At 55.9% G+C, this 25,441-nt stretch carries 19 protein-coding genes; 13 read left to right on the top strand and 6 right to left on the bottom strand.

What is annotated here, in order from left to right; all coding sequences use genetic code 11:
- Positions 1 to 33: 33 nt before the first annotated feature.
- From INT33_RS11380 to INT33_RS11365, 4 genes are all read left to right on the top strand, one after another.
- A complete protein-coding gene (locus INT33_RS11380; RefSeq protein ID WP_192539199.1) occupies positions 34 to 1,047 on the top strand; it encodes an AI-2E family transporter in 1,014 nt (337 codons plus the stop codon).
- A 54-nt stretch (positions 1,048 to 1,101) separates the two neighbouring features.
- The gene (locus INT33_RS11375) at positions 1,102 to 2,109 is read left to right on the top strand and encodes a phosphotransferase enzyme family protein (protein WP_192539200.1); all 1,008 of its coding nucleotides are present in this window, start codon (positions 1,102 to 1,104) and stop codon (positions 2,107 to 2,109) included.
- Between the two features lie 93 nt (positions 2,110 to 2,202).
- A complete protein-coding gene (locus INT33_RS11370) occupies positions 2,203 to 3,414 on the top strand; it encodes a YeeE/YedE family protein (protein WP_193091926.1) in 1,212 nt (403 codons plus the stop codon).
- Positions 3,415 to 3,685: 271 nt separating this feature from the next.
- Positions 3,686 to 5,365, top strand: a complete 1,680-nt coding sequence (locus INT33_RS11365; RefSeq protein ID WP_193091925.1) for an NAD-dependent malic enzyme — start codon at positions 3,686 to 3,688, stop codon at positions 5,363 to 5,365.
- Between the two features lie 60 nt (positions 5,366 to 5,425).
- Here the strand turns inward: INT33_RS11365 and acnA are convergent, their stop codons facing one another.
- Positions 5,426 to 8,173 carry an aconitate hydratase AcnA gene (gene acnA / locus INT33_RS11360; protein WP_192539203.1) on the bottom strand — a complete coding sequence of 916 codons (2,748 nt, stop codon included), beginning with the start codon at positions 8,171 to 8,173 and terminating at the stop codon, positions 5,426 to 5,428.
- Between the two features lie 224 nt (positions 8,174 to 8,397).
- Between acnA and trxB the strand changes: the two genes are divergently transcribed.
- Positions 8,398 to 9,348 (top strand): thioredoxin-disulfide reductase, encoded by a 951-nt coding sequence (trxB, locus tag INT33_RS11355; RefSeq protein WP_193091924.1) that lies wholly within the window; start codon positions 8,398 to 8,400, stop codon positions 9,346 to 9,348.
- Between the two features lie 6 nt (positions 9,349 to 9,354).
- Here trxB and INT33_RS11350 read toward each other — a convergent pair whose 3' ends face one another.
- The gene (locus INT33_RS11350) at positions 9,355 to 9,885 is read right to left on the bottom strand and encodes a GspH/FimT family pseudopilin (RefSeq protein ID WP_193091923.1); all 531 of its coding nucleotides are present in this window, start codon (positions 9,883 to 9,885) and stop codon (positions 9,355 to 9,357) included.
- A gap of 101 nt (positions 9,886 to 9,986) precedes the next feature.
- On the opposite strand from INT33_RS11350, the gene thiO reads away from it, so the two are divergent.
- Positions 9,987 to 11,087, top strand: a complete 1,101-nt coding sequence (gene thiO, locus INT33_RS11345) for a glycine oxidase ThiO (RefSeq protein WP_193091922.1) — start codon at positions 9,987 to 9,989, stop codon at positions 11,085 to 11,087.
- On the opposite strand, the gene INT33_RS11340 is transcribed toward thiO, so the two are convergent.
- Positions 11,084 to 11,356 carry a PP0621 family protein gene (locus tag INT33_RS11340; protein ID WP_192539208.1) on the bottom strand — a complete coding sequence of 91 codons (273 nt, stop codon included), beginning with the start codon at positions 11,354 to 11,356 and terminating at the stop codon, positions 11,084 to 11,086. The genes thiO and INT33_RS11340 overlap by 4 nt on opposite strands.
- A 128-nt stretch (positions 11,357 to 11,484) precedes the next feature.
- On the opposite strand from INT33_RS11340, the gene INT33_RS11335 reads away from it, so the two are divergent.
- Positions 11,485 to 13,119: an NAD+ synthase gene (locus tag INT33_RS11335; protein ID WP_193091921.1), complete on the top strand. Its 1,635-nt coding sequence runs from the start codon at positions 11,485 to 11,487 to the stop codon at positions 13,117 to 13,119.
- An 87-nt stretch (positions 13,120 to 13,206) separates the two neighbouring features.
- Here the strand turns inward: INT33_RS11335 and INT33_RS11330 are convergent, their stop codons facing one another.
- Both INT33_RS11330 and INT33_RS11325 read right to left on the bottom strand, forming a co-directional pair.
- Positions 13,207 to 14,910, bottom strand: a complete 1,704-nt coding sequence (locus INT33_RS11330; protein ID WP_193091920.1) for a methyl-accepting chemotaxis protein — start codon at positions 14,908 to 14,910, stop codon at positions 13,207 to 13,209.
- Positions 14,911 to 15,111: 201 nt separating this feature from the next.
- A complete protein-coding gene (locus INT33_RS11325; RefSeq protein WP_018918930.1) occupies positions 15,112 to 15,921 on the bottom strand; it encodes an outer membrane protein assembly factor BamD in 810 nt (269 codons plus the stop codon).
- Positions 15,922 to 16,069: 148 nt separating this feature from the next.
- Between INT33_RS11325 and rluD the strand changes: the two genes are divergently transcribed.
- The 5 genes from rluD (at position 16,070) to ilvN (ending at position 23,194) form a co-directional block, all read left to right on the top strand.
- Entirely contained in the window at positions 16,070 to 17,029 is a 960-nt protein-coding gene (gene rluD / locus INT33_RS11320; protein WP_193091919.1) for a 23S rRNA pseudouridine(1911/1915/1917) synthase RluD, read from the top strand.
- Entirely contained in the window at positions 17,026 to 17,784 is a 759-nt protein-coding gene (pgeF, locus tag INT33_RS11315; RefSeq protein ID WP_192539814.1) for a peptidoglycan editing factor PgeF, read from the top strand. Before rluD ends, pgeF begins: the two co-directional genes overlap by 4 nt.
- A 142-nt stretch (positions 17,785 to 17,926) precedes the next feature.
- Complete coding sequence (clpB, locus tag INT33_RS11310; RefSeq protein WP_193091918.1) at positions 17,927 to 20,524, top strand: ATP-dependent chaperone ClpB; 2,598 nt, start codon at positions 17,927 to 17,929, stop codon at positions 20,522 to 20,524.
- Between the two features lie 454 nt (positions 20,525 to 20,978).
- Positions 20,979 to 22,703, top strand: a complete 1,725-nt coding sequence (locus INT33_RS11305) for an acetolactate synthase 3 large subunit (protein WP_192539869.1) — start codon at positions 20,979 to 20,981, stop codon at positions 22,701 to 22,703.
- Positions 22,703 to 23,194, top strand: a complete 492-nt coding sequence (gene ilvN, locus INT33_RS11300) for an acetolactate synthase small subunit (RefSeq protein ID WP_018918924.1) — start codon at positions 22,703 to 22,705, stop codon at positions 23,192 to 23,194. The genes INT33_RS11305 and ilvN overlap by 1 nt, the downstream gene beginning before the upstream one ends.
- Positions 23,195 to 23,262: 68 nt before the next feature.
- Here ilvN and ilvY read toward each other — a convergent pair whose 3' ends face one another.
- Positions 23,263 to 24,147: an HTH-type transcriptional activator IlvY gene (ilvY, locus tag INT33_RS11295; RefSeq protein WP_193091917.1), complete on the bottom strand. Its 885-nt coding sequence runs from the start codon at positions 24,145 to 24,147 to the stop codon at positions 23,263 to 23,265.
- A 340-nt stretch (positions 24,148 to 24,487) separates the two neighbouring features.
- On the opposite strand from ilvY, the gene pssA reads away from it, so the two are divergent.
- Positions 24,488 to 25,345 carry a CDP-diacylglycerol--serine O-phosphatidyltransferase gene (gene pssA / locus INT33_RS11290; RefSeq protein ID WP_193091916.1) on the top strand — a complete coding sequence of 286 codons (858 nt, stop codon included), beginning with the start codon at positions 24,488 to 24,490 and terminating at the stop codon, positions 25,343 to 25,345.
- The last annotated feature ends 96 nt before the right edge of the window (positions 25,346 to 25,441 follow it).

The following is a 25,441-nucleotide window of genomic DNA, read 5'->3' as shown; positions in this document are numbered from 1 at the left end:
GCGATAGCAACGCATCAACAAAGGAAAGAGTGAATGCACACCACTGATCGACAACGGACGTTTACGGAATACGCGCTGATTGTATTAATGCTGGGGGTCGTGGCGTTAGTACTTTGGAAGCTTGTTGGCTTGCTTATCTTGATTTTTGGTGCGGTGGTGGGCGCCTGTGTGCTGCAAACCTGTATGGCGCCGCTGCTGCGGTTGGGGGCGCCCCGCTGGCTTGCGCTGTTAACCGTTATTATCGGCTTGATAGTGGTCTTGGGGCTGATCAGTTGGGCGTTTGGGGCGCAGGTTTCTTCCGAGCTGGAAGCCTTGACCTCATTGCTGCCCGATGCTTGGGCGCAGTTGCAGGAGCGTATTGAGGGAACATCGCTGGCGCCGCTGTTGGATAACGCCGCTGATCGAGCAGGCAGCATGTTTGGGAACGGCATTTCTCAAATTGGCATGGTCGTCGTCTCGATGGGGGGGAGCGTGGTCAACTTCTTCGCGCTTATCGTGGGGATGGTTTATTTTGCGGCGCAGCCGGATGTTTACCGCCGTGGCTTATTGTTGCTTGCGCCGATTAAAAGCCGCCCACGTTTGGGAGAGGCGCTTGACGATAGCGGTAAGGCGCTGCGTTTCTGGCTGGGCGGGCAGTTAGTGGCCATGGTGGTCACCGGGCTGTTGGTGGGTATCAGCATGTGGTTGTTGGATGTTCCGGCGCCGCTGGGGCTGGGGCTTATTGCCGGGCTACTGGATTTTGTGCCGCTGGTGGGGCCGCTTGTCGCGGCGATTCCCGCGCTCTTGCTTGCCTATACGGTCAGCCCTCAAACGGCACTGTTTGTATTGATTGCCTACACGATTATTCAGCAAATTGAAGGCAACATTTTACAGCCGCTGGTTCAGCAGCGCGCTGTTAACCTCCCCCCTGCAATACTGCTGTTTTCACTGTTTGCCGCCAGTACGCTATTTGGCATCGCGGGTCTGTTATTGGCGGCCCCGCTGACCGTTGTGGTGTTTGTAATGGTCAACCGACTCTACGTCACGCGAGAAGAAGAGGCGTCGTAGGCAGGCATATCAACGTGTGCTGCACATTAACAAAGCGGGTGAAGGGAGGCGTAGGTGTATACACAAGCATTGATCGATGAATTCAAGTCGGGAATTTACCAATCGCTCGATGTTTGGAAGATGTCTCATGACACCCGAGTTGAACTGCTGACCACATCGGAAAATGCCACGTTCGTTGCCGAGGACCCGCACACCGGTGACAAAAGGGTAATTCGCGTTAACCGCCCTGGGTATCACGAGCGGCGGGAGATCGAGTCCGAAATTACCTGGATTAATGCCCTGCGTGACTCCAGTAATATTCACACGCCGCGGCCAATTAGCTCCACTAGTAAAAACTCTGTCGTAAGCATCCATACGGATAATCGCGAGTTTCACGCGGTAGCGTTTGAGTATGTGAGCGGCCATGAACCCCATGTTGGGCAAGAACTGCCTAACTGGTTTGCAACGCTGGGCGCCGTCACGGCCTCGTTACATAAGCACAGTAAAGCATGGCAGCCACCCAAAGATTTTACGCGTAAACGCTGGCATCTCGACACCATGATTGCGCCTGATGGGTTGTGGGGTGATTGGCGAGAAGCGCCCGGTATTACGCGTGACGATAAACGCGACATCCATCAGGCCATTGAGCATATTTATGCGCTTATAGCAGAATATGGTGATCGGGGAGACCGTTATGGGCTGGTTCATGGGGATTTGCGGCTAGCGAATTTATTAGTCAGTGACGACCGGCTCACGGTGATCGACTTCGACGACAGTGGCTTTTGCTGGTACGCCTATGACTTTGCCGCCGCGATCAGTTTTCACGAGCTCAATCCCATGGTGCCCGAATTGCGCGATGCGTGGGTCCGAGGCTATCGAAGCATGGCTACGTTCGAGGAGGAAGACGTCGCCGCGTTGGATACGTTTATTATGCTTCGCCGCATTATGCTGAGTGCCTGGCTGGCAACGCATGCAGAAAGCCCCACCGCCCACGAATTAGGCAAGGGATATATTCAGGGGACCGCTCATTTAGCCCGCCAGTATTTGCGCGCTAGATCTTGCGATGTATTAGCTTCTATCTGAGCGCGGCGTTAAGCTTATCGCCATTATCCACATTGACCATAGCGCCTGATTGATTGCAGGCGCTTTTGGCGTTGAAAAGATGAAGGTGACTGTATGTCAACGATAACACCCGCGGCGACCACCAGCTATCGGGTGCCGCTGATTGCCACAGCGGCAATCGTACTCGGCGCATTAGTGATAGGCGTGGTATTTGGCGCTAATACCGGGCTACTGATGATTGTGGGCGGTTTATTGGGCATGGTGCTGTACCACGCAGCCTTTGGGTTTACTGCCGCCTGGCGAGTATTTATTACCGACCGGCGTGGGCGTGGCCTGCGTGCACAAATGGTCATGCTGGCGATTGCCGTTGTGCTGTTCTTTCCCGCGCTGGGCGCCGGTACCTTATTTGGCACTGAAGTACGTGGATTTGTATCGCCTATTGGTATTTCCGTACTGTTTGGCGCGTTTCTGTTTGGTTTAGGCATGCAGCTAGGGGGTGGGTGCGCCTCGGGGACGCTATTTACGGCGGGTGGCGGCAATGCGCGCATGCTGATTACCCTGGTGTTCTTTATCGTGGGCTCGGTCATTGGTACGGCGCATTTTGCGTGGTGGCAGAGCTTACCTGCCTTTCAGCCGGTCTCGCTGATTGATATTGCCGGTACGGGCGGTGGAATAGCGATTAGTCTGGTGCTGTTTGCCGCCATCGCTGCCTTTACGCTGGTGATGGAAAAGCGCCGCCACGGTCAGCTGGAAAGAGCACCGGTGGTTGAAAAGCCGGGTGTTGAACGCTGGCTAACCGGGCCCTGGCCACTGTTAGCCGGGGCGGTTGCCTTGGCGCTTTTGAATTTTGCTACCTTGGCACTGGCTGGCCGCCCGTGGGGCATTACCTCGGCCTTTGCATTGTGGGGCGCCAAAGGGTTTGAACTGGTGGGCGGTGATGTTAGCCAATGGGGGTATTGGCAGTCCCAAGGTAACGCTGCAGCACTTGAAGCCAGCGTATGGAGCGATATCACCACGGTGATGAACGTTGGTATTATGCTGGGGGCGTTGGCCGCCGCGCATTTGGCCGGTCGTTTTGCGCCTAACTTTAAAATTCCGCTGCGTTCGTTATTGGCGGCAGTCATCGGTGGGCTAATGCTGGGCTATGGTGCGCGCCTGGCGTTTGGCTGCAATATTGGCGCTTACTTTGGCGGTATCGCCTCCGGTAGCCTGCACGGCTGGGTATGGCTGGTTGCGGCGTTTGCGGGCAATATGTTCGGCGTTAAGCTGCGCCCGTTCTTTTTCGGCGGTGTGGAAGGTCGTAAGCCGGTTGCCAAAACGAGTTAATCGCTTGTGCAATTACTGTCTTAAATTCTGTCTTAAATTCTGTCTTAAATTCTGTTTGAAATACCGTTTTAAGAACCGTTTTAAAAACTGTTTTAAAACCATTTAAAAGCTGCTTTAAGCCCTGCGCCCTGGCCCAAAGCCGGGGCGTTTTTTATCGTAATCGATGTGTCACTTCCACCTTTGTCGTACTAGCATGTTACATTATTGGCAAACGCCGCCAACGCCCAGCGTTGCTGCATTGCAATAGAATTCGACCCGAATGAGAGCGCCTATGTCCACGACGAGTAAACGCCCCTTATATATTCCTTACGCCGGTCCTTCTTTACTTGAAATGCCACTATTGAACAAAGGCAGCGCGTTTACTCAAGAAGAGCGATTGGCGTTTAACCTGATTGGCCTACTGCCGCAAAATGTCGAAACCATTGACGATCAGTTAGAACGCGCTTATCGCCAGTACCAGCAGTGCAATAGCGATCTTGAACGCCATATTTATCTGCGCGCCATTCAGGACGACAACGAAACGCTCTACTTCCGCTTGGTATCTGAGCATCTTGAAGAGATGCTGCCGATTATCTATACGCCTACCGTTGGTCAGGCGTGCCAGGAATTCTCCAATATTTATCGCAATCACCGGGGCCTGTTTATCGGCTACCAGGATCGCGAGCATATGGATGACATGCTACGCAGCGCCACTAAAGATAACGTTAAAGTGATCGTGGTAACCGACGGCGAGCGTATCCTGGGTCTGGGCGATCAGGGCATCGGCGGCATGGGCATCCCGATTGGTAAGCTGGCGCTGTATACCGCCTGTGGTGGCATTAGCCCCGCGCATACCCTGCCGATCATGATCGACGTGGGCACCAATAATCAGGCACTGCTGGATGACCCCATGTACATGGGCTGGCGCCATAAGCGGGTAGGCCAGGAAGAGTACGATGCCTTTATGGCGGAGTTCATTTCAGCGCTAAAACGTCGCTGGCCCAATGCGCTGCTGCAGTTTGAAGATTTTGCTCAGGCGAATGCGGTGCCGCTGCTTGAGCGCTATCGCAACGAGCTGTGCTGTTTTAACGATGATGTTCAGGGCACGGCATCTGTTGTCGTAGGAACGCTCATGGCGGCCTGTCAGGCGCGTGAAGAAACCATTGCTCAGCAGCGTGTGGTATTCGTTGGCGGTGGTTCTGCCGGTTGCGGGATTGCCGAGCAGGTTGTGGTCGCAATGGAAGCTGAAGGCCTGACGGAAAGCGAAGCGCGGGCGCGAGTGTTCGTTGTCGACCGCGAAGGCTTGATGACTTCAGATCAGGAGTGGCAGCGTGATTTCCAGCGCCGCCTGGCGCATGACCCGTCGCTGGTCGCCGAGTGGAATGGCCAGGGCCTGGAAGAAACCATTGCCCAGATGAAGCCGACGGTATTGATTGGTGTGTGTGGCCAGCGCGGTATCTTTACCGAGCAGGTAGTGAAAACCATGCACGCCGGCTGCGAGCACCCGGTCATCATGCCGCTCTCCAACCCGACTTCTCAGGCAGAAGCGGTGCCCGAAGATGTGATTCGCTGGACCGATGGTCAGGCGTTGGTCGCTACCGGCAGCCCCTTTGCACCGGTGGTGTATAACGGCCGTACGTATCCGATTGCTCAGTGCAACAATGCGTATATCTTCCCGGGTATTGGGTTAGGCGTAATTGCCGCCAACGCGAACCGGATTACCGACGAGATGCTGATGAGCGCTTCGCGGGCGCTGGCGCGTGAAGCGCCGATCGTTAAAGAGGGCAGAGGCGCATTGTTGCCGCCGCTTTCGCGTATTCGGGAAATCAGCCAGTCGATTGCCTTCGAAGTTGCCGCCACCGCCCAACATAATGGCGTTGCGTTGACGACCAGCGGCACCAAGCTACGTGAAGCTATCGAGAAAGCGAGCTGGTCGCCTGAGTATCGTACCTATCGTCGCCGTGCCGTTTAAGGAATAGGCAAAAAAAAGCCCCCACCGAGGTGGGGGCATGCAAGCATTGGTAGGTATTACTTAGGCTGCGCCGATCATTTTGCGCAGCACGTAGTGAAGGATACCACCGTGGCGGTAGTAAGCCAGCTCGTTGACCGTATCAATTCTGCACTTGGCATCAACGGTACGTTCGTTATCACCGTTTTTGATCACGACCTGGACCGTTTTGCCGGGGCTTAAATCACTTAATCCCGCAATCGATACTTCCTCATCACCGGTTAATCCCAGCGTTTCACGCGTCTCACCTTCCGGGAATTGCAGCGGTACCACGCCCATGCCGATCAGGTTGGAGCGGTGGATACGCTCGAACGACTCGGCAATGACGGCGCGCACGCCCAACAAGCGTGTTCCTTTGGCGGCCCAGTCGCGCGAAGAGCCGGTGCCGTACTCTTTACCGGCAATCACGACAAGCGGCGTGCCTGCTTCCTGGTATTTCATGGCGGCATCGTAAATCGACATCTGCTCGCCGCTGGGCACATAGCGGGTTTCACCCCCGACCACGCCATCCAGCATCTCGTTTTTGATACGCACGTTGGCGAAGGTGCCGCGCATCATGACTTCATGATTACCCCGGCGTGAGCCGTAGGAGTTGAAGTCGACCGGTTTCACTCCATGCTCCTGCAAGTAGCGGCCTGCGGGGCTATCCGGTTTGATAGCGCCGGCGGGTGAAATATGGTCGGTGGTTACCGAGTCGCCCAACATGGCGAGAACGCGGGCATTGCTCACATCTTCGATGGGGTCGGGTTCGCGGCCCATACCTTCGAAGAAAGGCGGGTGCTGAATGTAGGTAGATTCAGGCCACTGATAAACCTGGCTTTCGGATACGTTAATCGCCTGCCATGTTTCATCGCCTTCAAATACCTCGCCGTATTCTTTACGGAACATCTCGGTATTTACTTTTTCAACGGCTTCGGCAATTTCGGCTTGAGACGGCCAGATATCTTTTAGATAAACCGGGTTGCCGTCATTGTCTTCGCCCAAGGGGTCTTTGGTTAAATCGCGCTGAACGTTGCCTGCCAGCGCATAGGCAACTACCAAGGGGGGCGAGGCGAGCCAGTTGGTTTTGACCAGCGGGTGAACACGGCCTTCGAAGTTACGGTTGCCCGAAAGTACCGAGGCCACGGTTAAATCACCCTTGTTGACGGCTTTCTCAATCGCCTCAGGCAGCGGGCCTGAGTTACCGATACACGTTGTGCAACCATAACCGACCAGGTTAAAGCCTAAAGCGTCTAGATCTTCGTTCAAGTTGGCCGCCGCCAGATAATCGGTGACCACCTTGGAGCCTGGGGCCAGCGAGGTTTTCACCCAAGGCTTGGTAGCCAGGCCTTTTTCTCGCGCTTTGCGAGCCAGAAGGCCAGCAGCCATCATGACGCTAGGGTTAGACGTATTGGTGCACGAGGTGATGGCGGCAATGACCACAGCGCCTGGATCAAGGCTAAAGGCCTGATCGCCAATCGTGACGTCCTGGCTATTGGCATGCTTGAAATTACCTTCAAGGCTGCGCTCAATGCCTACGGCCGCTTGCCCACCTTCTGAGTCGAACTTGCCTTTTTCCGTGGTGGGCTGAGCCTTGGCATCTTCCTGCATGATTTTATCAAAAGCCGCGGCCATATCTTTTAGGGCAACGCGGTCCTGCGGGCGTTTGGGCCCCGCAAGGCTTGCTTCCACTTCCGTCATGTCAAGCTGTAGGGTATCGGTGAACACCGGCTCGTCGCCAGGCTCACGCCACAGCCCCTGGGTTTTGCTATAGGTTTCTACCAGCGCGACCTGCTCATCTTCGCGGCCGGTTAAGCGCATATAGTTCAGCGTTTCATCATCGACCGGGAAGAAACCACAGGTGGCGCCGTATTCGGGTGCCATGTTGGCAATCGTCGCGCGGTCGGCAAGGGGCAGGTCTTTGAGGCCGTCGCCGTAGAATTCGACAAACTTACCCACAACGCCTTTTTTGCGCAGCATTTCGGTAACGGTCAGTACCAGATCCGTCGCGGTAATGCCTTCACGCAGCTTGCCGGTCAGTTTGAAGCCGATCACTTCGGGAATCAGCATGGAGACCGGCTGGCCAAGCATGGCTGCTTCGGCTTCGATACCGCCTACACCCCAGCCGAGTACGCCAAGGCCGTTGATCATGGTGGTATGAGAGTCGGTGCCTACCAGGGTATCCGGGTAGGCAAAGGTGGTGCCATCTTCTTCTTTGGTCCACACGCTGCGGCCCAAATACTCAAGGTTGACCTGGTGGCAGATACCGGTGCCGGGCGGCACCACGCTGAAGTTATTGAAGGCCTGCTGGCCCCAGCGCAGAAACTCGTAGCGTTCACGGTTGCGCTGCATCTCAATGTCGACGTTCTCTTCAAACGCCGTGGCATTACCAAACTTGTCGACCATGACCGAGTGGTCGATTACCAGATCAACCGGAGAAAGAGGATTGATGCGAGCGGGGTCTTCGCCGAGCTTTTCTACCGCTGCGCGCATGGAGGCTAAATCGACCACGCCGGGTACGCCGGTAAAATCCTGCATTAATACGCGAGCCGGGCGGTAGCCGATTTCACGGCTGGATTTGCCCTCTTTCTGCCAGTCGACCAGCGCCTGCATATCTTCCTGGTCAACGCTTTCGTCATCGGCAAAACGCAGCTGGTTTTCGAGTAGAATCTTTAGCGTCTTGGGAAGCCGGTCAATATTGCCAAGCGCGTCGGCGGCTTTGGGAAGGCTATAGTAGCGGTACTGCTGGCTACCCACATCCAGCGTTTGCAGTGTATCGGGTGTATTACTCATGCCTTTCTCCTCTTATTGCGTTGCGCGGCATTTCGCTTAGCGCGACGGTCACTGTCTTCCTTTTTAGTATGGCTTACATAGTAGTAGGACATGGGTGTTTATAAAGGCTGATTCAAGGTGTCTTCGCCTAATAGCCAACGCTTAACCTTGCAATCGCTTGTACTTGGCGCCATTTCAGGCAAACTCTCTGCGACTTTATCAGCTAGATTTTACAAGGTGGTGTCATGGAAACGCGTCATGAACGTTTGATTATTCTTGGTTCCGGCCCGGCGGGATACACAGCGGCCGTGTATGCAGCACGGGCTAACTTAAAGCCGCTGCTGATTACCGGAATGCAGGCGGGTGGCCAGTTAACCACCACGACAGACGTTGATAACTGGCCAGGCGATGACCAAGGCGTACAGGGCCCTGAGCTAATGGAGCGGATGAAAGCGCACGCCGAGCGTTTTAATACCGAAGTGCTGTTCGATCATATCAATGACGTCAGCCTGGATGAGAAGCCGTTTACCCTCAAGGGCGACAGCGGCATCTACACCTGTGACGCGTTGATTGTGGCAACCGGTGCCAGCGCGCGTTATATCGGCCTGCCGTCTGAACAGCAGTTTATGGGCCAGGGCGTTTCGGCGTGTGCAACTTGCGACGGATTTTTCTATCGTAACCAGGAAGTCATCGTGGTTGGCGGCGGCAATACGGCGGTGGAAGAAGCGCTGTATCTCTCCAATATCGCCTCGAAAGTCACTCTGGTACACCGTCGCGATTCGCTGCGTGCCGAAAAGATCCTGCAGGATAAGCTGTTCGAAAAAGTCGAGGCGGGCACCATTGCGCTTGAGTGGTTCCAGGAAATTGATGAGGTGCTGGGCGATAACACAGGCGTTACCGGTGTACGCTTGAAATCAACGCTGGACGGCACGGTAAAAGAAATTCAGGCCCCAGGGCTCTTTATTGCCATTGGCCATCATCCCAATACCGGCATTTTTGAAGGCCAGCTGGTAATGAACGGTGGCTATATCAAGGTAAATTCAGGGCTTGAAGGCAATGCCACTGCAACCAGCGTGCCCGGCGTGTTTGCCTGTGGCGACGTGATGGATCATATCTATCGCCAAGCGATTACCTCTGCGGGTAGCGGCTGTATGGCGGCGCTGGATGCCGAGCGTTATCTGGATGGCATTGCCTAGGCTGTCTTAGCAGTCGATAGGCGTTTCGACCACCCTGGCTCGGCCTAATACGCTGAGTACCAGATCTGCCCCTTGCGTGCGCCCGGCTGCGTGCCGAGGGCAGATCGAAAACGTACTGTTAAATCCCGTGGCATGTCCGAGCGACGTGTATTTAATCCGCGCATGGCCGTTTTTGCTCACATCCACACCGCTGGTGGGCGGAAACAGTCGCACGATCTCGTCCTGACTGATATCTCGCGTCTTATCGCCATTGACGATCATCAGCTCGCCGCTCCAGTCGCTTAGGCAGATGCGGTGATTGGTACTGGCCGGGCACAGCGTTATATCGCCCTGCTGAGTAATTGCCGTACTGCGGGCCAGTGAAAGCGCGCTTTGCAGCCGGTTTACTTCACTCGTGACCGCCGTGCGCTCGCCTAATGACTGAAAACGTGGCACACCCCAAACTGCCACCGCACCTACCAATACCAGCACAACCAGCAGCTCGATAAGGGTAAATCCGCTCGCTCTGAGTGAATATTCGGTATGGCGATGCGTCATGTACTCTCCCTGTCGCTTGACCTGCCCAATCTCCTCGCTATGCTCATCGTCCTATCCGGCCTGTGTGTCGGCCATTAAGCAAGCCAAAGTAGGCAACGTGAGTGAGCGATTTTCTAATTATTGGCGGCGGTGTTATCGGCATGCTGACCGCGCTGCAGTTAGCCGATGCCGGGCAGCACGTCACGATTATTGAGCGTGGCACCTGTGGCAAGGAAGCCTCCTGGGCGGGTGGCGGGATTGTATCACCGCTTTATCCGTGGCGTTATGCGCCGCCCATCTCGCAGCTTTCACGCTGGTCAGAAGGAGCGTACCCGACCCTGGCACTGCGTTTACTTGAAGAGACCGGCATCGACCCCGAGTACCGCCAAAAAGGTTTGCTCTATTTAAATGTCGATGACGAGGAGCGCGCGCTAGGTTGGGCGCGCCAGCTGGGGAAACCGCTGGTGCAGGTAGATGCCGATTTTGTGCATCAAAAAGAGCCTGACGTTGCCATTACCCATGAAAATGCGCTGTGGATGCCCACCTTGGGCAGCGTACGAAACCCAAGGCTTGGTCAGGCGTTACGCGCCAAATTACTCACCATGCCGAGGGTGACGCTAAAGGAACACTGCGAGATGCACGATTTTCTACGTCGTGATGGAGTAGTGGTCGGCGTTAACACCTCGCAAGGAGCCTTTGAAGCCGGGCGGCTGGTGGTGTGCGGTGGCGCGTGGAGCGCGAAGCTACTGTCAACCCTTGACGTGCACCTGCCGGTACGCCCAGTGAAAGGCCAGATGATTGCCTACCAGGCGCCCCCAGGACTTGTGCAGCGGGTGGTGCTGAAAGACGGCCGCTATGTGATTCCACGTAGTGATGGTCTGCTGCTGGTCGGCTCTACGCTGGAAGAGGCGGGGTTTGATAAAACCACCGATGCAGAGGCGCTGGCTTCATTAAAGCAAAGCGCCGAGCGTATCGTGCCGGCGCTGGCAAGCTGCCCGGTTGCCTACCACTGGGCGGGCCTGCGCCCCGGCTCACCTGACGGCATTCCGTTTATCGGTGCACTCCCAGAGCAGCCCAATGTGTTTGTTAACGCCGGGCACTACCGTAATGGGCTAGTGTTGGCGCCAGCCTCTACCCATTTGCTGGCCGATCAACTGCTTGGCCGGGAGCCATTAATTGACCCAGCGCCTTTCCTGCCGACCCGGGCGCACTTGGGAGGCTAAGCGCCGCCGTTTTTATCCTGCTGCTCCTGAAAGTAGCGGTCGCGATGGGCGCTTGAGCAGAACCACTGCTCATGGTCGCGCAGCGCCTCGGTTTCCGGCACATGGACATCACACCAGCGGCAGCGCACCATCTGGCCGCCCTCGTGACGTTTTAAAGCGCCATGCTGCTCATCACGGGCAAGTTTATGCTGGCGATACATGCCGTAAAGCTTCAGACCGACATAGAACAGTACGGCGAAAATAATTAAGCGAATGATCAACAGGTTCATCCTTATAGGCCCTCCTAAGCGGAGATGAAGTGATCAATGCCGGTGCGGGCTTTGCCAGCAGGCGGTCCTTGCGGGACAATGCATTGACGTGACAATGTTCCAAAGATTCTCAAGAGATTTTAACGCCCATGCAAGACTTAACGCTGGTAATGGCCCAACTCGATCCGCTTGTCGGGGATATTCCCGGCAATGCGGCGCGTGCTATTGAAGCTGTGCGCGAAGCGCGCATTGAGCATGGGGCGGATATCGTTATCTTCCCTGAGCTTTTTTTATCTGGCTACCCGCCGGAAGATTTACTGCTACGCCCCTCTATGGAGACCCGGCTGCGCGAAGCGCGGGCCAAAATGGCTGAAAAAGTCGCTCGCGACGTATTGGTCATCATAGGCTATCCCGGCGTGCGCGAAGGCAAGCGCTATAACCTCGCGGGCGTGCTGTATAACGGCCAGTGGGACGCCGAATATGCCAAGCAGGCGCTGCCCAACTATCAGGTATTCGATGAGCAGCGCTATTTCACCCCAGGCACTGAGCCGCTGGTGTATGAGCATAAAGGCGCCAAGCTCGGGCTGCTGATTTGTGAAGACCTGTGGGAAAGCGAGCCGGTACGCTCCGCAACGGCCGCTGGGGCGGAAGTACTTATCAGCCTGAACGCTTCCCCTTACCACCAGGACAAGCCGGGTGAGCGCCTACGCCTGCTGGAGCTGCGTGCCCAGGACGTCAAACGGCCAATTATTTATGTCAACACGATCGGCGGCCAGGATGAGCTGGTATTTGACGGCGGCTCCAAGTGCGTGGATGCCAATGGCGAGCTAAGGGTTCTCGCCCCGTATTGGCAGGCAGGCCTGATGCCGGTGCAACTGCTGCAGACCAGCGCGTCTACCTGGGAGCCCCAGGCCGGTGAAATCGAACCGGATGTAGAGCCGGAAGAGAGCCTTTACTGCGCGCTGGTAACGGGGCTTCGCGATTACGTCAATAAAAGTGGCTTTGAAGGCGTGGTGTTGGGGCTTTCCGGCGGTATCGACTCAGCGCTGTCCCTGGCAATTGCTGTAGATGCGTTGGGGCCGCAGCGGGTGCAGGCGGTGATGATGCCGTATCATTACACCGCGGATATTTCGAAGCAGGACGCCGCCCAGCAGGCGGAAATGCTTGGCGTGCATTACGAAGTGATGCCCATCGAGCCTATGGTTGATGCCTTTATGGCGACGCTTTCGGAAAGCTTCGCCGGCACCGAGCGCGATACCACGGAAGAGAACCTTCAGTCGCGTTGCCGGGGAGTATTGCTGATGGCGCTTTCCAACAAGAAGGGCCTGATGGTGCTGACCACCGGCAACAAGAGTGAAATGGCGGTGGGATACGCCACGCTCTACGGCGATATGGTGGGGGGCTACAATGCGCTCAAGGATGTCTATAAAACCTGGGTCTACCGTTTGGCTAGCTGGCGTAACACCCAGTCTCCTGCGATCCCTGAGCGCGTTATTGAGCGCCCACCCAGCGCAGAGCTGGCGCCTGACCAGCAGGATAGCGATTCATTGCCGGATTACGATGTGCTCGACGCTATTCTGTTGAGCTACATCGAAGGTGATATGAGCGCTGAAGCGATTATTGCAGCCGGTTTTGACGCTGAAGACGTTTATCAAGTGGTCAAGCTGGTAGACCGCTGCGAGTACAAGCGGAGACAAGCCCCGGTTGGCGTGCGGGTAACATCGCGCGGTTTCGGACGCGACCGCCGCTACCCGATCGTTAACGGCTGGCAGCCGGGCGACTAAGCATAGCGCCAGATCCAACGCAAAAGGCTCCTGCGTCATTCTTTATAGCAGGAGCCTTTTTATATTATGGCGGGTAGTGATAGGGGGTTAGAAGCTTTCCCATTCAGGTTCTGGTTGGCGCTGGGCAGAGCTCAGGGCTGGCTGGCGTACTACAGGTGGCGCAGCTGGCGCTAGGTGTTGAGTAGCCGGTTGAGTCGTTTTGGGTGCAGCTTTAGGAAGTTTAAACGCTTCCATCATTTGCAGCAGCTGGCGGGCGTTCTGGCGCAGGTTGGAGGCGGACTTGGCGCTTTGATCCACCAACGCTGCGTTCTGCTGGGTCACTTGATCCATCTCGGTAACGGCCTGGCCGACTTCCTGTACGCCGGCGCTCTGTTCGGCGCTTGCGTTACTGATCTCCTGCATGATGGTGGTCACGCGATCAATCGCCGCCACGATCTCTTCTGTAGATTTGCTTGCTTCTTCGGCGCGCTGGTTGCCGTGCTTGACGCGGTCTAGATTGCTGGCGATCAGTTGATTGATTTCGCGAGCGGCCTCCGCGCTGCGCTGGGCAAGGTTGCGTACCTCTTCGGCTACCACGGCGAAGCCTCGGCCATGCTCGCCTGCTCGGGCCGCCTCAACGGAGGCATTGAGCGCCAGAATGTTGGTCTGGAAGGCGATAGAATCAATGGTCGAGGTAATGCCGGCGATTTCCTGAGAGCTCTGGTTCAGCTCGTTCATGGTATCCACTACCTGATGTACCGCATCACCGCCTTTGGTAGCGAGCTGTGAAGCGCTTTGCGCTTCCTGGCTTGCCTGTTCGGAATTTTCCGCGTTGAGTTTTACCGTGCTGTTGAGCTGCTCCATGGCGGAAGCCGTTTCGGCCAGGGCGCTAGCCTGCTGTTCGGTGCGTGATGATAGGTCGTTGTTGCCTTCCGCGATCTGTTCGCTATTGGATGCCACTGCTTCCGCCGAAGCGCGCACCTGGGTAACAATGGTTTGTAGTTGCTGGGCCATGGCCACCTGGGAAGCCATGATGCTGCGCGTGTCGCCTTTTCTGAGCTGCCCTTTGGTGGTTAGCTCTCCCCGTCCGATAGCTTCGGCAAAGGCTTTAACTTCATGCGGCTCGGCGCCCAGCTCGCGCAGCAGTTGGCGGGAGAGAAACATTGCAATTAAGCCACCCACCAGCAGCGCAAACAGCGTCAAACCCAGCATCAGCATTTGAAAGCCCGACGCGGTTGCACGTGCCTCTGACGTGCTGACATCGTTGAGTCGAGTCTGCATGTCGATAAACTGATTGATACGATTTAACCATTCGCTATAGGCAGGCCCTGCCTGGTCAAGCATTAGCGTTCGTTCGGCCTCATCAGCGCCTGCATCGTGGGCGTCAATGACCTGCTGGGTCAGGCTGCGGGTAATCACGGCCTGGCGTTCAATCGTATCAAGCAGACTCACCTGCTCGGGCGTGGTCGAGTATTGGTGGATGACCTGCTGCATGCCGGCTGTGGCGGTTTGGTAATCATTTTGCAGACTTTGTATCTCGGCGCGTAGGGCACTTTGGCGGCCATTGTCCGTCGTCATGACAATATCGCGTAGAGCAATGGCGCGATCATGCACGCTGCCGCGCATATCCACGGCAAATCGCTGCTTGGTGCCATTGATATCATTGATGGCGGTAAGCCCATGATTGATCTGATTGACCTGATAGATACCGATAGTCGTCAGTGCTATCAGCAGTGCCAGTATGGTGGAAAAGGCCAGTATTAGACGCGTACTTATCTTGGCGCCTGCAAAACGGGCGTTTGACGTGAGCATGATCAGTTCCTTGAATGCTGGGAGGACGCTTTTTATTCGGGGTGTGAGGATACTAGTACGCTATTTGTTTTTTGTACAACTATTGATTAACTATTGGTTCGGAACTGGCTATAAACAAAAAACCACGCCGAAGCGTGGTTTTATTCAGAATGACAGGGCTATTGGACAGGGATGAGCGTTGCTCAAGCCGTGCTGAAGGTGTCAGTCAAGATGTTTGGGTACAAAGCGGCCGCCCTGAAGCTGCTCGTGGTCAGGCGCATTTTCGCGCAGTACGGCAAGTACTTCGCCAGCCCGGTCGTTCATGCCCAGGCCTTGGTAGCCTTCAACCATGGTGGCCAGTGCATCGCGGGTGGCGTTGGACTCAGGGTAATGCTCAACTACCCAGCGGCCACGTTCAACCGCTGCCAGATAGGCGCCACGCCGCAGGTAGTAGTCAGCCACATGCAGCTCATGGTTGGCTAGTAGCTCGCGCAAATAGACGATGCGCTGCTGAGCATCTGGCGCGTATTCGCTTTGCGGGAAGCGCTGGATCAGCTCGCGGAAATCGTTGTACGCATCGCGTGAGGCGCCCAGGTCACGCTTGGAAATATCGATCAGGCGTAAGCGTTCCAGGCTGAAGCGGCCGGCCTGCCAGGCAGAAAGCCCGCGCAGGTAGTAAGCATAATCCGCTTGGGGGTGGTCAGGATGCAGGCGAATGAAACGGCTTGCCGCCGCCCGGGCTTCTTCCCAGTCGCTATTTTCATAGTAGGCGTAGACCAGCTCTAGCTGCGCTTGCTCGGCATGAGGGCCGAAAGGATAGCGGGTATCCAGTGCTTCCAGCCGCTCGATCGCAATTGGGTAACGGTTGCTATCCAGCGCCGTGCGCGCCAGTTCGTAAAGCTCGCGCTCTTGCACCCCGGCAAATTCATCTTGCTCTTCATCAGGTGTTGTATCGTTACTGGCGCAGCCTGCCAGAAGGGCAAGGCTTAAAGCTAGGGCACCAAAGCGGTTGGCAGCAGAAAAAACGCGCATCATCATCCTCGTTGCAAACAAGCCTCAATCACCGAAAAGCGACGATGGCCATGATAGAATAGGTCACAGTAAGCCCACTATAAATCACCTCGACGCAAAACGCAGGCTTAGCAGCGTATTGTCGGGTGTTGTTAAAGGAAGTAACGTCATGCCCCGGATAGTTGAAGCCATGCAACGTGTACCTGCGACGCTCGCAGGTGCGCGTTTTGACCAAGCGGCGGCGGAGTTGTTCAGTGATTACTCTCGCGAGCGATTAAAAGCATGGATCAACGCGGGTGAGCTGACCGTGGACGGCGTACAAACCAAACCGAAAGCGAAGCTGCACGGCCATGAAGTGCTGTTGTTGAAGGCGACCATCGAAGAAGATCGGCGCTTTGAAGCCCAGGATATACCGCTAGATATTGTCTATGAAGATGATGCGGTGATGGTTATCAACAAGCCTGCCAATATGGTCGTGCATCCCGCGGCCGGTAACCCGGACGGGACCTTGCTCAACGCGCTGCTTTACCATCACTCTACGCTTGCCGAGGTGCCGCGCGCCGGGATTGTTCACCGTCTGGATAAAGACACCACTGGCTTGATGATGGTGGCTAAAACCATTCAGGCGCAAACCGTGCTGGTCGAACAGCTTCAGGCACGTAGCGTATCGCGCCAGTACGACGCGGTGGTGATTGGTAAGCCTGTGGCGGGCAGTACCATCGATGCACCTATTGGTCGGCATCCGAAAGATCGCAAACGTCAGGCGGTCACCAACTCGGGCAAGCCTGCCGTGACTCACTTTCGCGTGGTCGAGCGGTTTCGCGCCCATACCCATGTGCGCTGCCAGCTGGAAACCGGGCGTACGCACCAGATTCGCGTGCATATGGCCCACGCCCGTTACCCGTTGATTGGCGACCCGCTTTACAGTGGCCGCGCCAGACTGCCGCCAGGTGCGGCCGGGCCGCTCAAGGAAATCCTGCGGGAATTCCCTCGCCAGGCGCTGCATGCTCGCAAGCTAAGCTTTGTGCATCCGGTCAGTGGTGAAACGCTCACTTTTCATGCCGACCTGCCCGATGATCTACTAATGTTGTTGGACTACCTGCGCGAAGATAATGAGACCATGCGATGAGTGATGCCATCGATTTACGCCCCACACTGCTGATTCCTGACTGGCCTGCGCCCGCAAGCGTGCGGGCCTTTGTTACCACGCGGGAAACAGGCCCCAGCCAGAATGATTTTGCGGCGTTTAATACGGCCGCCCACGTTGGCGATAATGCTGAACATGTCGCTCTTTGCCGACGGCTGATGCAAAAAGAGATAGGCGACGAGCGCCCGTTGTTATGGCTGAATCAGACCCACGGCGCACGTGTGCAGCAGGGTTATCAGGCCGATACGCCAGAGGCGGATGCGGCCGTTGCCACCTCCGATGAGTATGCTTGCGTGGTACTCACAGCGGACTGCCTGCCGGTCATGTTCTGCAATCGTGCCGGAACCCAGGTGGCGGTGGCTCACGCCGGTTGGCGAGGCCTGGCGGGGGGCGTTTTGGAAGCCACGGTTGCGGCCATGAATACCGAGCCCGGCGATATTCTTGTTTGGCTGGGGCCAGCGATTTCCAATGCCCAGTTTGAAGTGGGGCCAGAAGTGTACGGCGCGTTTGTGGCTGTTCACCCTGAAACCGCAGAGGCGTTTGACCATAGCCCTTACCGGATGGGCCACTATATGGCCGACTTGTATCGGCTGGCGCGGTTTCGCCTGGAGGCGCTCGGGATCGAGCATATTAGCGGCGGGCACTTCTGCACGGCGTGTGAGTCGCGCTTTTACTCCTACCGGCGCGATGGCGGTACCACGGGGCGCATGGCGAGCGTGATCTGGATCAACAAATAAACTTGCTGAGTATTATCTGCTCTTGAAAACGCCAGAAATGACGCCATTTAACTTGTCAAGCTAATAGTGATTAGCACGTTAACCGACATGTTATTGGGCCACGCCGTGCGTCCGAACGCAGGGCTACCCCAGGAGGCTCGCTATGCGTTTTGATAAGTTTACTGCCAAGCTTCAGGCTGCCATTGCCGAAGCGCAATCACTGGCCGTGGGTCGCGGTCATAATCAACTAGATCCCTCTCATCTTCTCCTCGCTCTGCTGGATACCAAAGACACGGGCATTAAAGCCCTGATCGAAAAGGCCGAGGGCTCAAGCTCGCGCCTGCGCGATGGGTTAGTGCAGCAGTTGGATAACTTGCCCAAGGTGGGCCAGTTCGATGGTGAAGTGCAGCCCTCGCGGGATTTTATCAAGCTATTCAATCTAACCGACCGTGAAGCGCAAAAGCGCGGCGATCAGTTCATTGCCAGTGAACTGGTGCTGCTGGCCGGGTTAGAAATGAACGGCCCGCTTACCAAACTGATGAAAGACGCGGGGCTTAGCCGCAAGTCACTCGAGGCGGCGATTAATAGCCTGCGCGGCGGTGCCAGCGTCGATGACCCGAATGCGGAGGATCAGCGTGAGGCGCTCAATAAATACACCCTTGATCTTACCCAGCGCGCCCTGGACGGTAAACTCGACCCGGTGATTGGCCGTGACGAAGAGATTCGCCGTACTATCCAGGTGCTTCAGCGGCGCACCAAAAATAACCCTGTCTTGATTGGCGAGCCTGGGGTGGGTAAAACCGCCATTGTTGAGGGTTTGGCACAGCGTATCGTCAACGGTGAAGTGCCCGAAGGCTTAAAAGACAAACGGGTGCTGTCGTTGGATATGGGGTCACTGCTGGCGGGCGCCAAGTTCCGCGGTGAGTTCGAGGAGCGCCTGAAAGCGGTGCTCAAAGAGCTCTCTCAGGAAGAAGGGCGGGTCATTCTGTTTATCGATGAGCTGCACACCATGGTGGGGGCCGGTAAGGCGGAAGGCGCCATGGACGCGGGCAATATGCTCAAACCCGCGCTTGCCCGCGGCGAGCTGCACTGCGTCGGCGCCACTACGCTGGATGAGTATCGCAAATATATCGAAAAAGATGCGGCTCTTGAGCGTCGTTTCCAGAAAGTGTTGGTCGATGAACCGACAGAAGAAGATACCGTGGCAATTCTGCGTGGCTTAAAAGAGCGCTATGAAGTGCACCACGGTGTGGATATCACTGACTCGGCGATTATTGCCGCGGCGAAGCTGTCTACTCGCTATATCACCGACCGGCAGTTGCCCGATAAGGCCATCGACCTGATTGATGAGGCCGCCTCGCGGATTCGTATGGAGCTTGATTCCAAGCCCGAAGCGATGGACCGCCTGGATCGGCGTTTAATCCAGCTCAAGATGGAGCGCGAGGCGCTTAAGAAGGAAACCGACGAAGCCACCAAGAAGCGCTTGGAAGCGCTCAACAATCAGATTCATGAGTTCGAGCGTGAATACGCTGACCTTGATGAAATCTGGAAGGCCGAAAAAGCCAGCATCCAGGGCTCAGCGCAGTTCAAAGCTGATTTGGAACAGGCGCGTCTTGATCTGGAGCAGGCCCGTCGGCAGGGCGATTTAGGGCGTATGTCGGAAATTCAGTACGGCAAAATTCCCGAGCTGGAAAAGAAAATTGCCGAAAGCGGTGAAGGCGAAGCGGATACCGCAAGCCACCAACTGCTGCGCTCCAACGTCACTGAAGAGGAGATCGCCGAGGTTGTTTCGCGCTGGACCGGGATTCCGGTTTCCAAGATGCTCGAAGGCGAGCGCGATAAATTACTGCGGATGGAAGACGCCCTGCATGAACGGGTGATCGGCCAAAATGAAGCGGTTGAAGCGGTGGCCAACGCCGTGCGCCGCTCTCGGGCGGGCTTGTCCGATCCCAACCGGCCTAACGGTTCGTTCCTGTTCTTGGGGCCCACCGGGGTTGGTAAAACCGAGCTATGTAAGTCATTGGCCAATTTCCTGTTCGACACCGAGGAGGCCATGGTGCGTATCGATATGTCGGAATTCATGGAGAAGCACTCCGTGGCCCGTCTGATCGGTGCGCCTCCTGGCTATGTAGGTTACGAAGAGGGCGGCTACTTGACCGAGGCGGTGCGCCGTAAGCCTTACTCCGTGCTTTTGCTGGATGAGGTGGAAAAAGCCCATCCGGATGTTTTCAATATCTTGCTTCAGGTATTGGAAGATGGCCGGTTAACCGATGGTCAGGGGCGCACGGTGGATTTCCGCAATACCGTGATCGTGATGACCTCCAACATGGGCTCGGACATCATTCAGCGCATGGGTGGTGACGTCAGTGCTGATAAAGACAATGACTATGAAAACATGAAAAACATGGTCATGGAGGTGGTGGGTAATCACTTCCGCCCCGAGCTGATCAACCGCATTGACGAAGTGGTGGTCTTCCATGCTTTGGGCCAAGAGCAAATCCAGGCAATTGCGGGTATTCAGCTGGAGCGCTTGCGAGCCCGTTTGGCTGAGCACGATTTAGGCCTTGAGATAAGCGATGACGCCATGGCACAGCTGGCCGTGGTGGGGTTTGACCCCGTGTATGGCGCGCGGCCACTTAAACGCGCTATTCAAAGCCGGCTTGAAAACCCGCTGGCGCAAGATCTGCTGGCCGGCAAATTCTCACCGGGAGATACCATCCGGGTGAGCGCTGTTGAAGGCAAGCTTGCGTTCAATATCTAAACAGCCCTGGTTATAACCATATGCCCCGTTAGGCTTTGCCGACGGGGCTTTTTTATCTCAAATCGCTTCTTTGCACATTCATCGGGCATTGATGGTTGACATGCTAGAAGGCTAATGGAATCTTATCAGTTCCTGATTTGCGGGCGCGGACCTGACGGGTAACCCCTTTTTCCCGCGCGAAGGGTAGGCTAACGCCTTTACCCGCCGAAGGACTTCCGGGTTTGAGCCAACCGCTCGGCCTGGCCAACGCCCCGACGCGGCAATCCGCCGTGATAAGGGAGTGGCTGATTTATATCGTCATAAATCGGTGCTCTCAGAGAGTGCAGGCCCTAACCGGGCCGTATGCCAGGGTTTGGCATCAGGTGCCGGCATGGGCCGGCAGCGGCATACCGCCGCACTCGACACCGCAGGATGTCCTGCGGATCGCACTCGAGACCTCTAGGGGAGAAATACAGTGGAACTGCTTTCCGGCGCAGATATGATCGCCCGCTTCTTGAAAGATGAGGGCGTTGAGTACATTTATGGTTATCCCGGCGGTGCGGCGCTGCATATTTATGATGCGCTGTTCCGCCAAGACAGCGTGAAGCACATTCTTGTGCGTCACGAGCAGGCTGCCACTCACGCAGCCGACGGTTACGCCCGTGCTTCGGGTAAACCCGGCGTAGTGCTGGTTACCTCCGGACCCGGCGCTACGAATGCCGTTACCGGTATTGCCACCGCGTACATGGATTCGATTCCCATGGTGGTGCTGTGTGGTCAGGTAGCGAGCCATCTGATCGGTGAAGATGCCTTCCAGGAAACCGATATCGTGGGCGTCACTCGGCCGATCGTGAAGCATAGCTTCTCGATTCGCCACCCGTCTGAAATCCCGGAAGTGCTTAAAAAGGCGTTTTACCTTGCCTCGACGGGGCGCCCTGGTCCGGTGGTGGTGGATATTCCCAAGGATATGACTGCGCCCACCGAGCGCTATGAGTACGTCTACCCGAAAAAGGTCAAGCTGCGCTCGTATAACCCGGTGACACGTGGCCATACCGGGCAGATCAAAAAGGCCGTTGAGCTAATGCTCAAAGCCAAGCGCCCGGTATTTTATACCGGTGGTGGTGTGGTGACCGGCAAGGCCAGCGAAGGTTTAACGGATCTGGTTAAACGGCTGGGCTTCCCGATTACCACCACGCTGATGGGCATTGGCGCGTATCCGCAAAGCGATCGTCAAAGCCTTGGCTGGCTAGGCATGCATGGCTCTTATGAGTCCAACATGGCCATGCACCACGCTGATTTGATTGTCGCCATCGGCGCCCGCTTTGATGACCGGGTCACCAATAACACGTCTAAGTTTTGCCCCACGGCGAAAATTATTCATGTCGACGTTGATCCCAGCTCGATCTCCAAAACCGTGCGTGCCGATGTGCCGATCGTCGGGCCTGCCGACAGCGTTATCAATGAGATGATCAGCCTGGTTCAGGGCCATCCTATTGCGCACCCCGAAGCGCTTGCTGAGTGGTGGGAGAAGATCGATGGCTGGCGCACTGAACGCCATGGCAAGCTTTATGAGCCGTCCAAACCGGGTGAGATGTTAAAATCTCAAGAAGTGGTTGAAGCCTTATGCCGGGTGACGCGTGGAGAGGCTTACGTGACGACCGATGTGGGCCAGCACCAGATGTTCGCGGCTCAGTATTACAAGTTTGAGAAGCCTAACCGGCTGATCACCTCAGGCGGTCTTGGCACCATGGGCTTTGGTTTCCCGGCAGCGATGGGGATCAAGCAAAACTTCCCGGATGACGACGTAGTCTGCGTAACCGGTGAAGGCAGTTTCCAGATGATGATGCAGGAACTCTCCACCTGTAAGCAGTACGGCGTGGGCGTTAAAATCCTCAATCTGAACAATGCCTCGCTAGGCATGGTGCGCCAGTGGCAGGACTTGAACTACAAGTCACGCCATGCGCACTCTTATATGGAGTCGCTGCCTGACTTCCATATGTTGATTGAGGCTTACGGGTTTACCGCGATTACCGTCACTACCCAGGATGAGCTTGAACCGGCGCTTGAGCGTGCGTTTGCCAACAAGCACGAACTGGTATTTCTTGACGTGAAGGTGGACCCTTTTGAGCACGTCTATCCGATGCAGGTGCCGTTAGGCTCCATGCGCGACATGCTGCTGTCTAAAACGGAGCGTACCTGATGCGACATATCATCTCGATTCTGTTGGAAAACGAACCGGGTGCGCTGTCACGTGTGGTCGGCCTGTTTTCTCAGCGCAATTTCAACATTGAAACGCTTAACGTAGCGCCGACCGAAGATCCATCGCTTTCGCGTTTGACGGTGACCACGGTAGGGGATGACCGAGTGATCGAACAGATCACCAAGCATCTTAATAAGCTGATCGATGTAGTGAAGCTTGTCGATCTGACCGAAGGCAACCACATCGAGCGTGAGCTGATGCTGGTGAAGGTCAAGGCACTGGGCGCTGCCCGCGATGAAGTAAAACGCACCGTGGATATCTTCCGCGCGCAGATCGTCGACGTGACGCCGAGTCTTTATACCGTTCAGATTACCGGGGACGCCGCCAAGCTGGATGCTTTTCTGCAGGCCATGGCGCCTGTGGGCATTCTTGAAGTCGCGCGTACCGGGGTTTCCGGTATTGCACGCGGCGACAAGGTGCTTTCGCTTTAAAGCATCGAGTAGCGTTACTTCTGGTTAGACAAAGCACCGTCTTATTGAAGACGGTGCTTTTTTAGTTATCAACGCTCACTAATCGCGGCCCACAGCGCGTCGATAATCGGGTTTTTCAAACGCCGGTTGAGAACGCACAGACCGACATCGTAGTGAGGGAGTTCGGGCTTCACGCTCAATACTCTGACCCTGTTGGCGAGCGGGCTGTTATCCAGCACGATTTTGGGTACTACGCCCACGCCAAAGCTTAACCCCACCATGCTGACGATAGCCTCATGCCCCGCCACCTGGGCGTAGATGCGTGGGCTTACGCCCATCGCCTTGAACCAGGTGTTGGCATGTTCCCGCGATAGCCCTGCTTCAGAAAGAATCATGGGCACCTGCTGCCACTGTTCGGCGGTCGAGCTTGCGGGAGCGGCAGGTAGCCATTTGCAGGGCGCCGTAGGGGCGATGAACACCAGCGGCGAGCGAGTGAGCGATTTGAACGCCAGGGCGTTGGGAGGAATGCGTGGGCGCGGCGTGATGGCCATATCATCATCGCCCTCCATCACTCTTTGCATGGCGTCGGCTGGGTCGCCGGTATGCAGTTTCAGTTCGATACCGGGGTGGCGAGTACGCACATCGCTTAATAGCTCATACAAGAAGCTATAGCTTGCCGTTACCGAACAGTAGATGCTGATTTCGCCGCTAAGCTGCGCGGTATTGGCCAGGCGGCGCTTGGTCATCTCCCACTGTTCCAGCGTCTCGCGGGCATAGTGCTGAAAGCCCAGGCCATGTGCAGTCAGCGTGACGTGACGGTTGTCGCGCTCGAACAACAGCGTGGAAAGTTCACTTTCCAGTTGCTGAATCGAACGACTTAGGGTCGAAGGGCTGACGTGGCAAAGCTCGCTGGCGCGACCAAAATGCAGCGTGTCGGAAAGCACTACAAAATGTCTAAGTAGCCGGAAATCCATACAAGCGCCGTCGTTTCAAGTGATGAAATAGTGTATTGCAAATATGGCGTTTTACGCAAAGTGGCGACTGGCGTAAAGTGGCTTTACGCTTTACCTAGCGCTGCACAAGACGGCGCAGGTGGCCATCGGCGCTGACACGCTTTGACAACAATTCAACTCGATAATGATAAAACCATCTTTGTAGCTTGACGGGGTGCGCTTCGGCGCGCCCCGTTTTGTTTGTGCGCTGTAAGCGGTATTCAATTTACGCTTCCTGATGCAATTGACTGGCTGACCAAGACTCACCGTGTAGAATGAAAGTGTTCACTATTTGTGACTCTATATTTAACGGATGACATCTATGACTCAGGACGCTCGCGATCAAGAGCAAGCTTCGACTTCCTTGCCGGAAACCCACGACGATCATCATACGGTCGGTAATGAGGATCTTGCTGCCGCTTTCTTACGTGATACAGAAGTCGTCGAAGAGGCCCTGGAAGATGGGAAGAAGATTCGGCGTAAAGGGATTTACCTGCTACCTAATCTGTTTACCACCTCGGCGCTATTCTCAGGTTTCTTTGCCGTTGTGGCCGGGATTAACGGTGAATTTACGTCTGCCGCCGTCGCCATTTTTATCGCCATGGTGCTGGATGGGTTGGATGGGCGCGTTGCGCGCATGACCAATACCCAAAGTGCCTTTGGCGCCGAGTACGATAGCCTTGCCGATATGATCTCATTTGGTATGGCGCCGGCATTAGTGGCCTTCACCTGGATTTTGCAGGATATTGGTAAAACTGGCTGGGTAGTCGCGTTTTTGTATGTGGCCTGTGCGGCACTTCGCTTGGCGCGCTTTAACGTGCAAATTGGCAGTGTTGATAAGAAGTGGTTTATTGGGCTGCCCAGCCCCTCAGCCGCCGCATTGGTAGCCGCGAGCGTTTGGACCTTCCACAGCTTTGATGCTGACGCATTTGGTTTCAAGCTTTTGATGTTGGTAGTAGTGGCCGCCGCCGGCATTCTGATGGTCAGCAATATCCGCTACTACAGCTTCAAGGATCTCGACTTCAAAAAGCCTGTGCCCTTCGTGGTACTGCTGGCCGTTGTGCTTGGGTTCGTCATGATCTCGGTTGAGCCTTCTGTCATGTTGCTTCTACTGTTTGGTGCCTATGTGCTCTCAGGGCCGATTTATGCGGTTATGCGCAAGGCCAAACCGAAAAGCTGAAAGTTTTTTACGTCTTTTGAAAAAAGCCCTTGCCAATCCGGCAGCGAATCCGTAAAGTACGCATCCGCTGCCGGGGACGCCAAGCGTTACCAGCGG

Origin of the sequence: Halomonas colorata, from assembly GCF_014897985.1 — a bacterium.
Taxonomy (GTDB): domain Bacteria; phylum Pseudomonadota; class Gammaproteobacteria; order Pseudomonadales; family Halomonadaceae; genus Vreelandella; species Vreelandella colorata.
The sequence above is the reverse complement of the archived record's forward strand: the minus strand, read 5'-3'. Positions and strand labels throughout refer to the sequence as shown.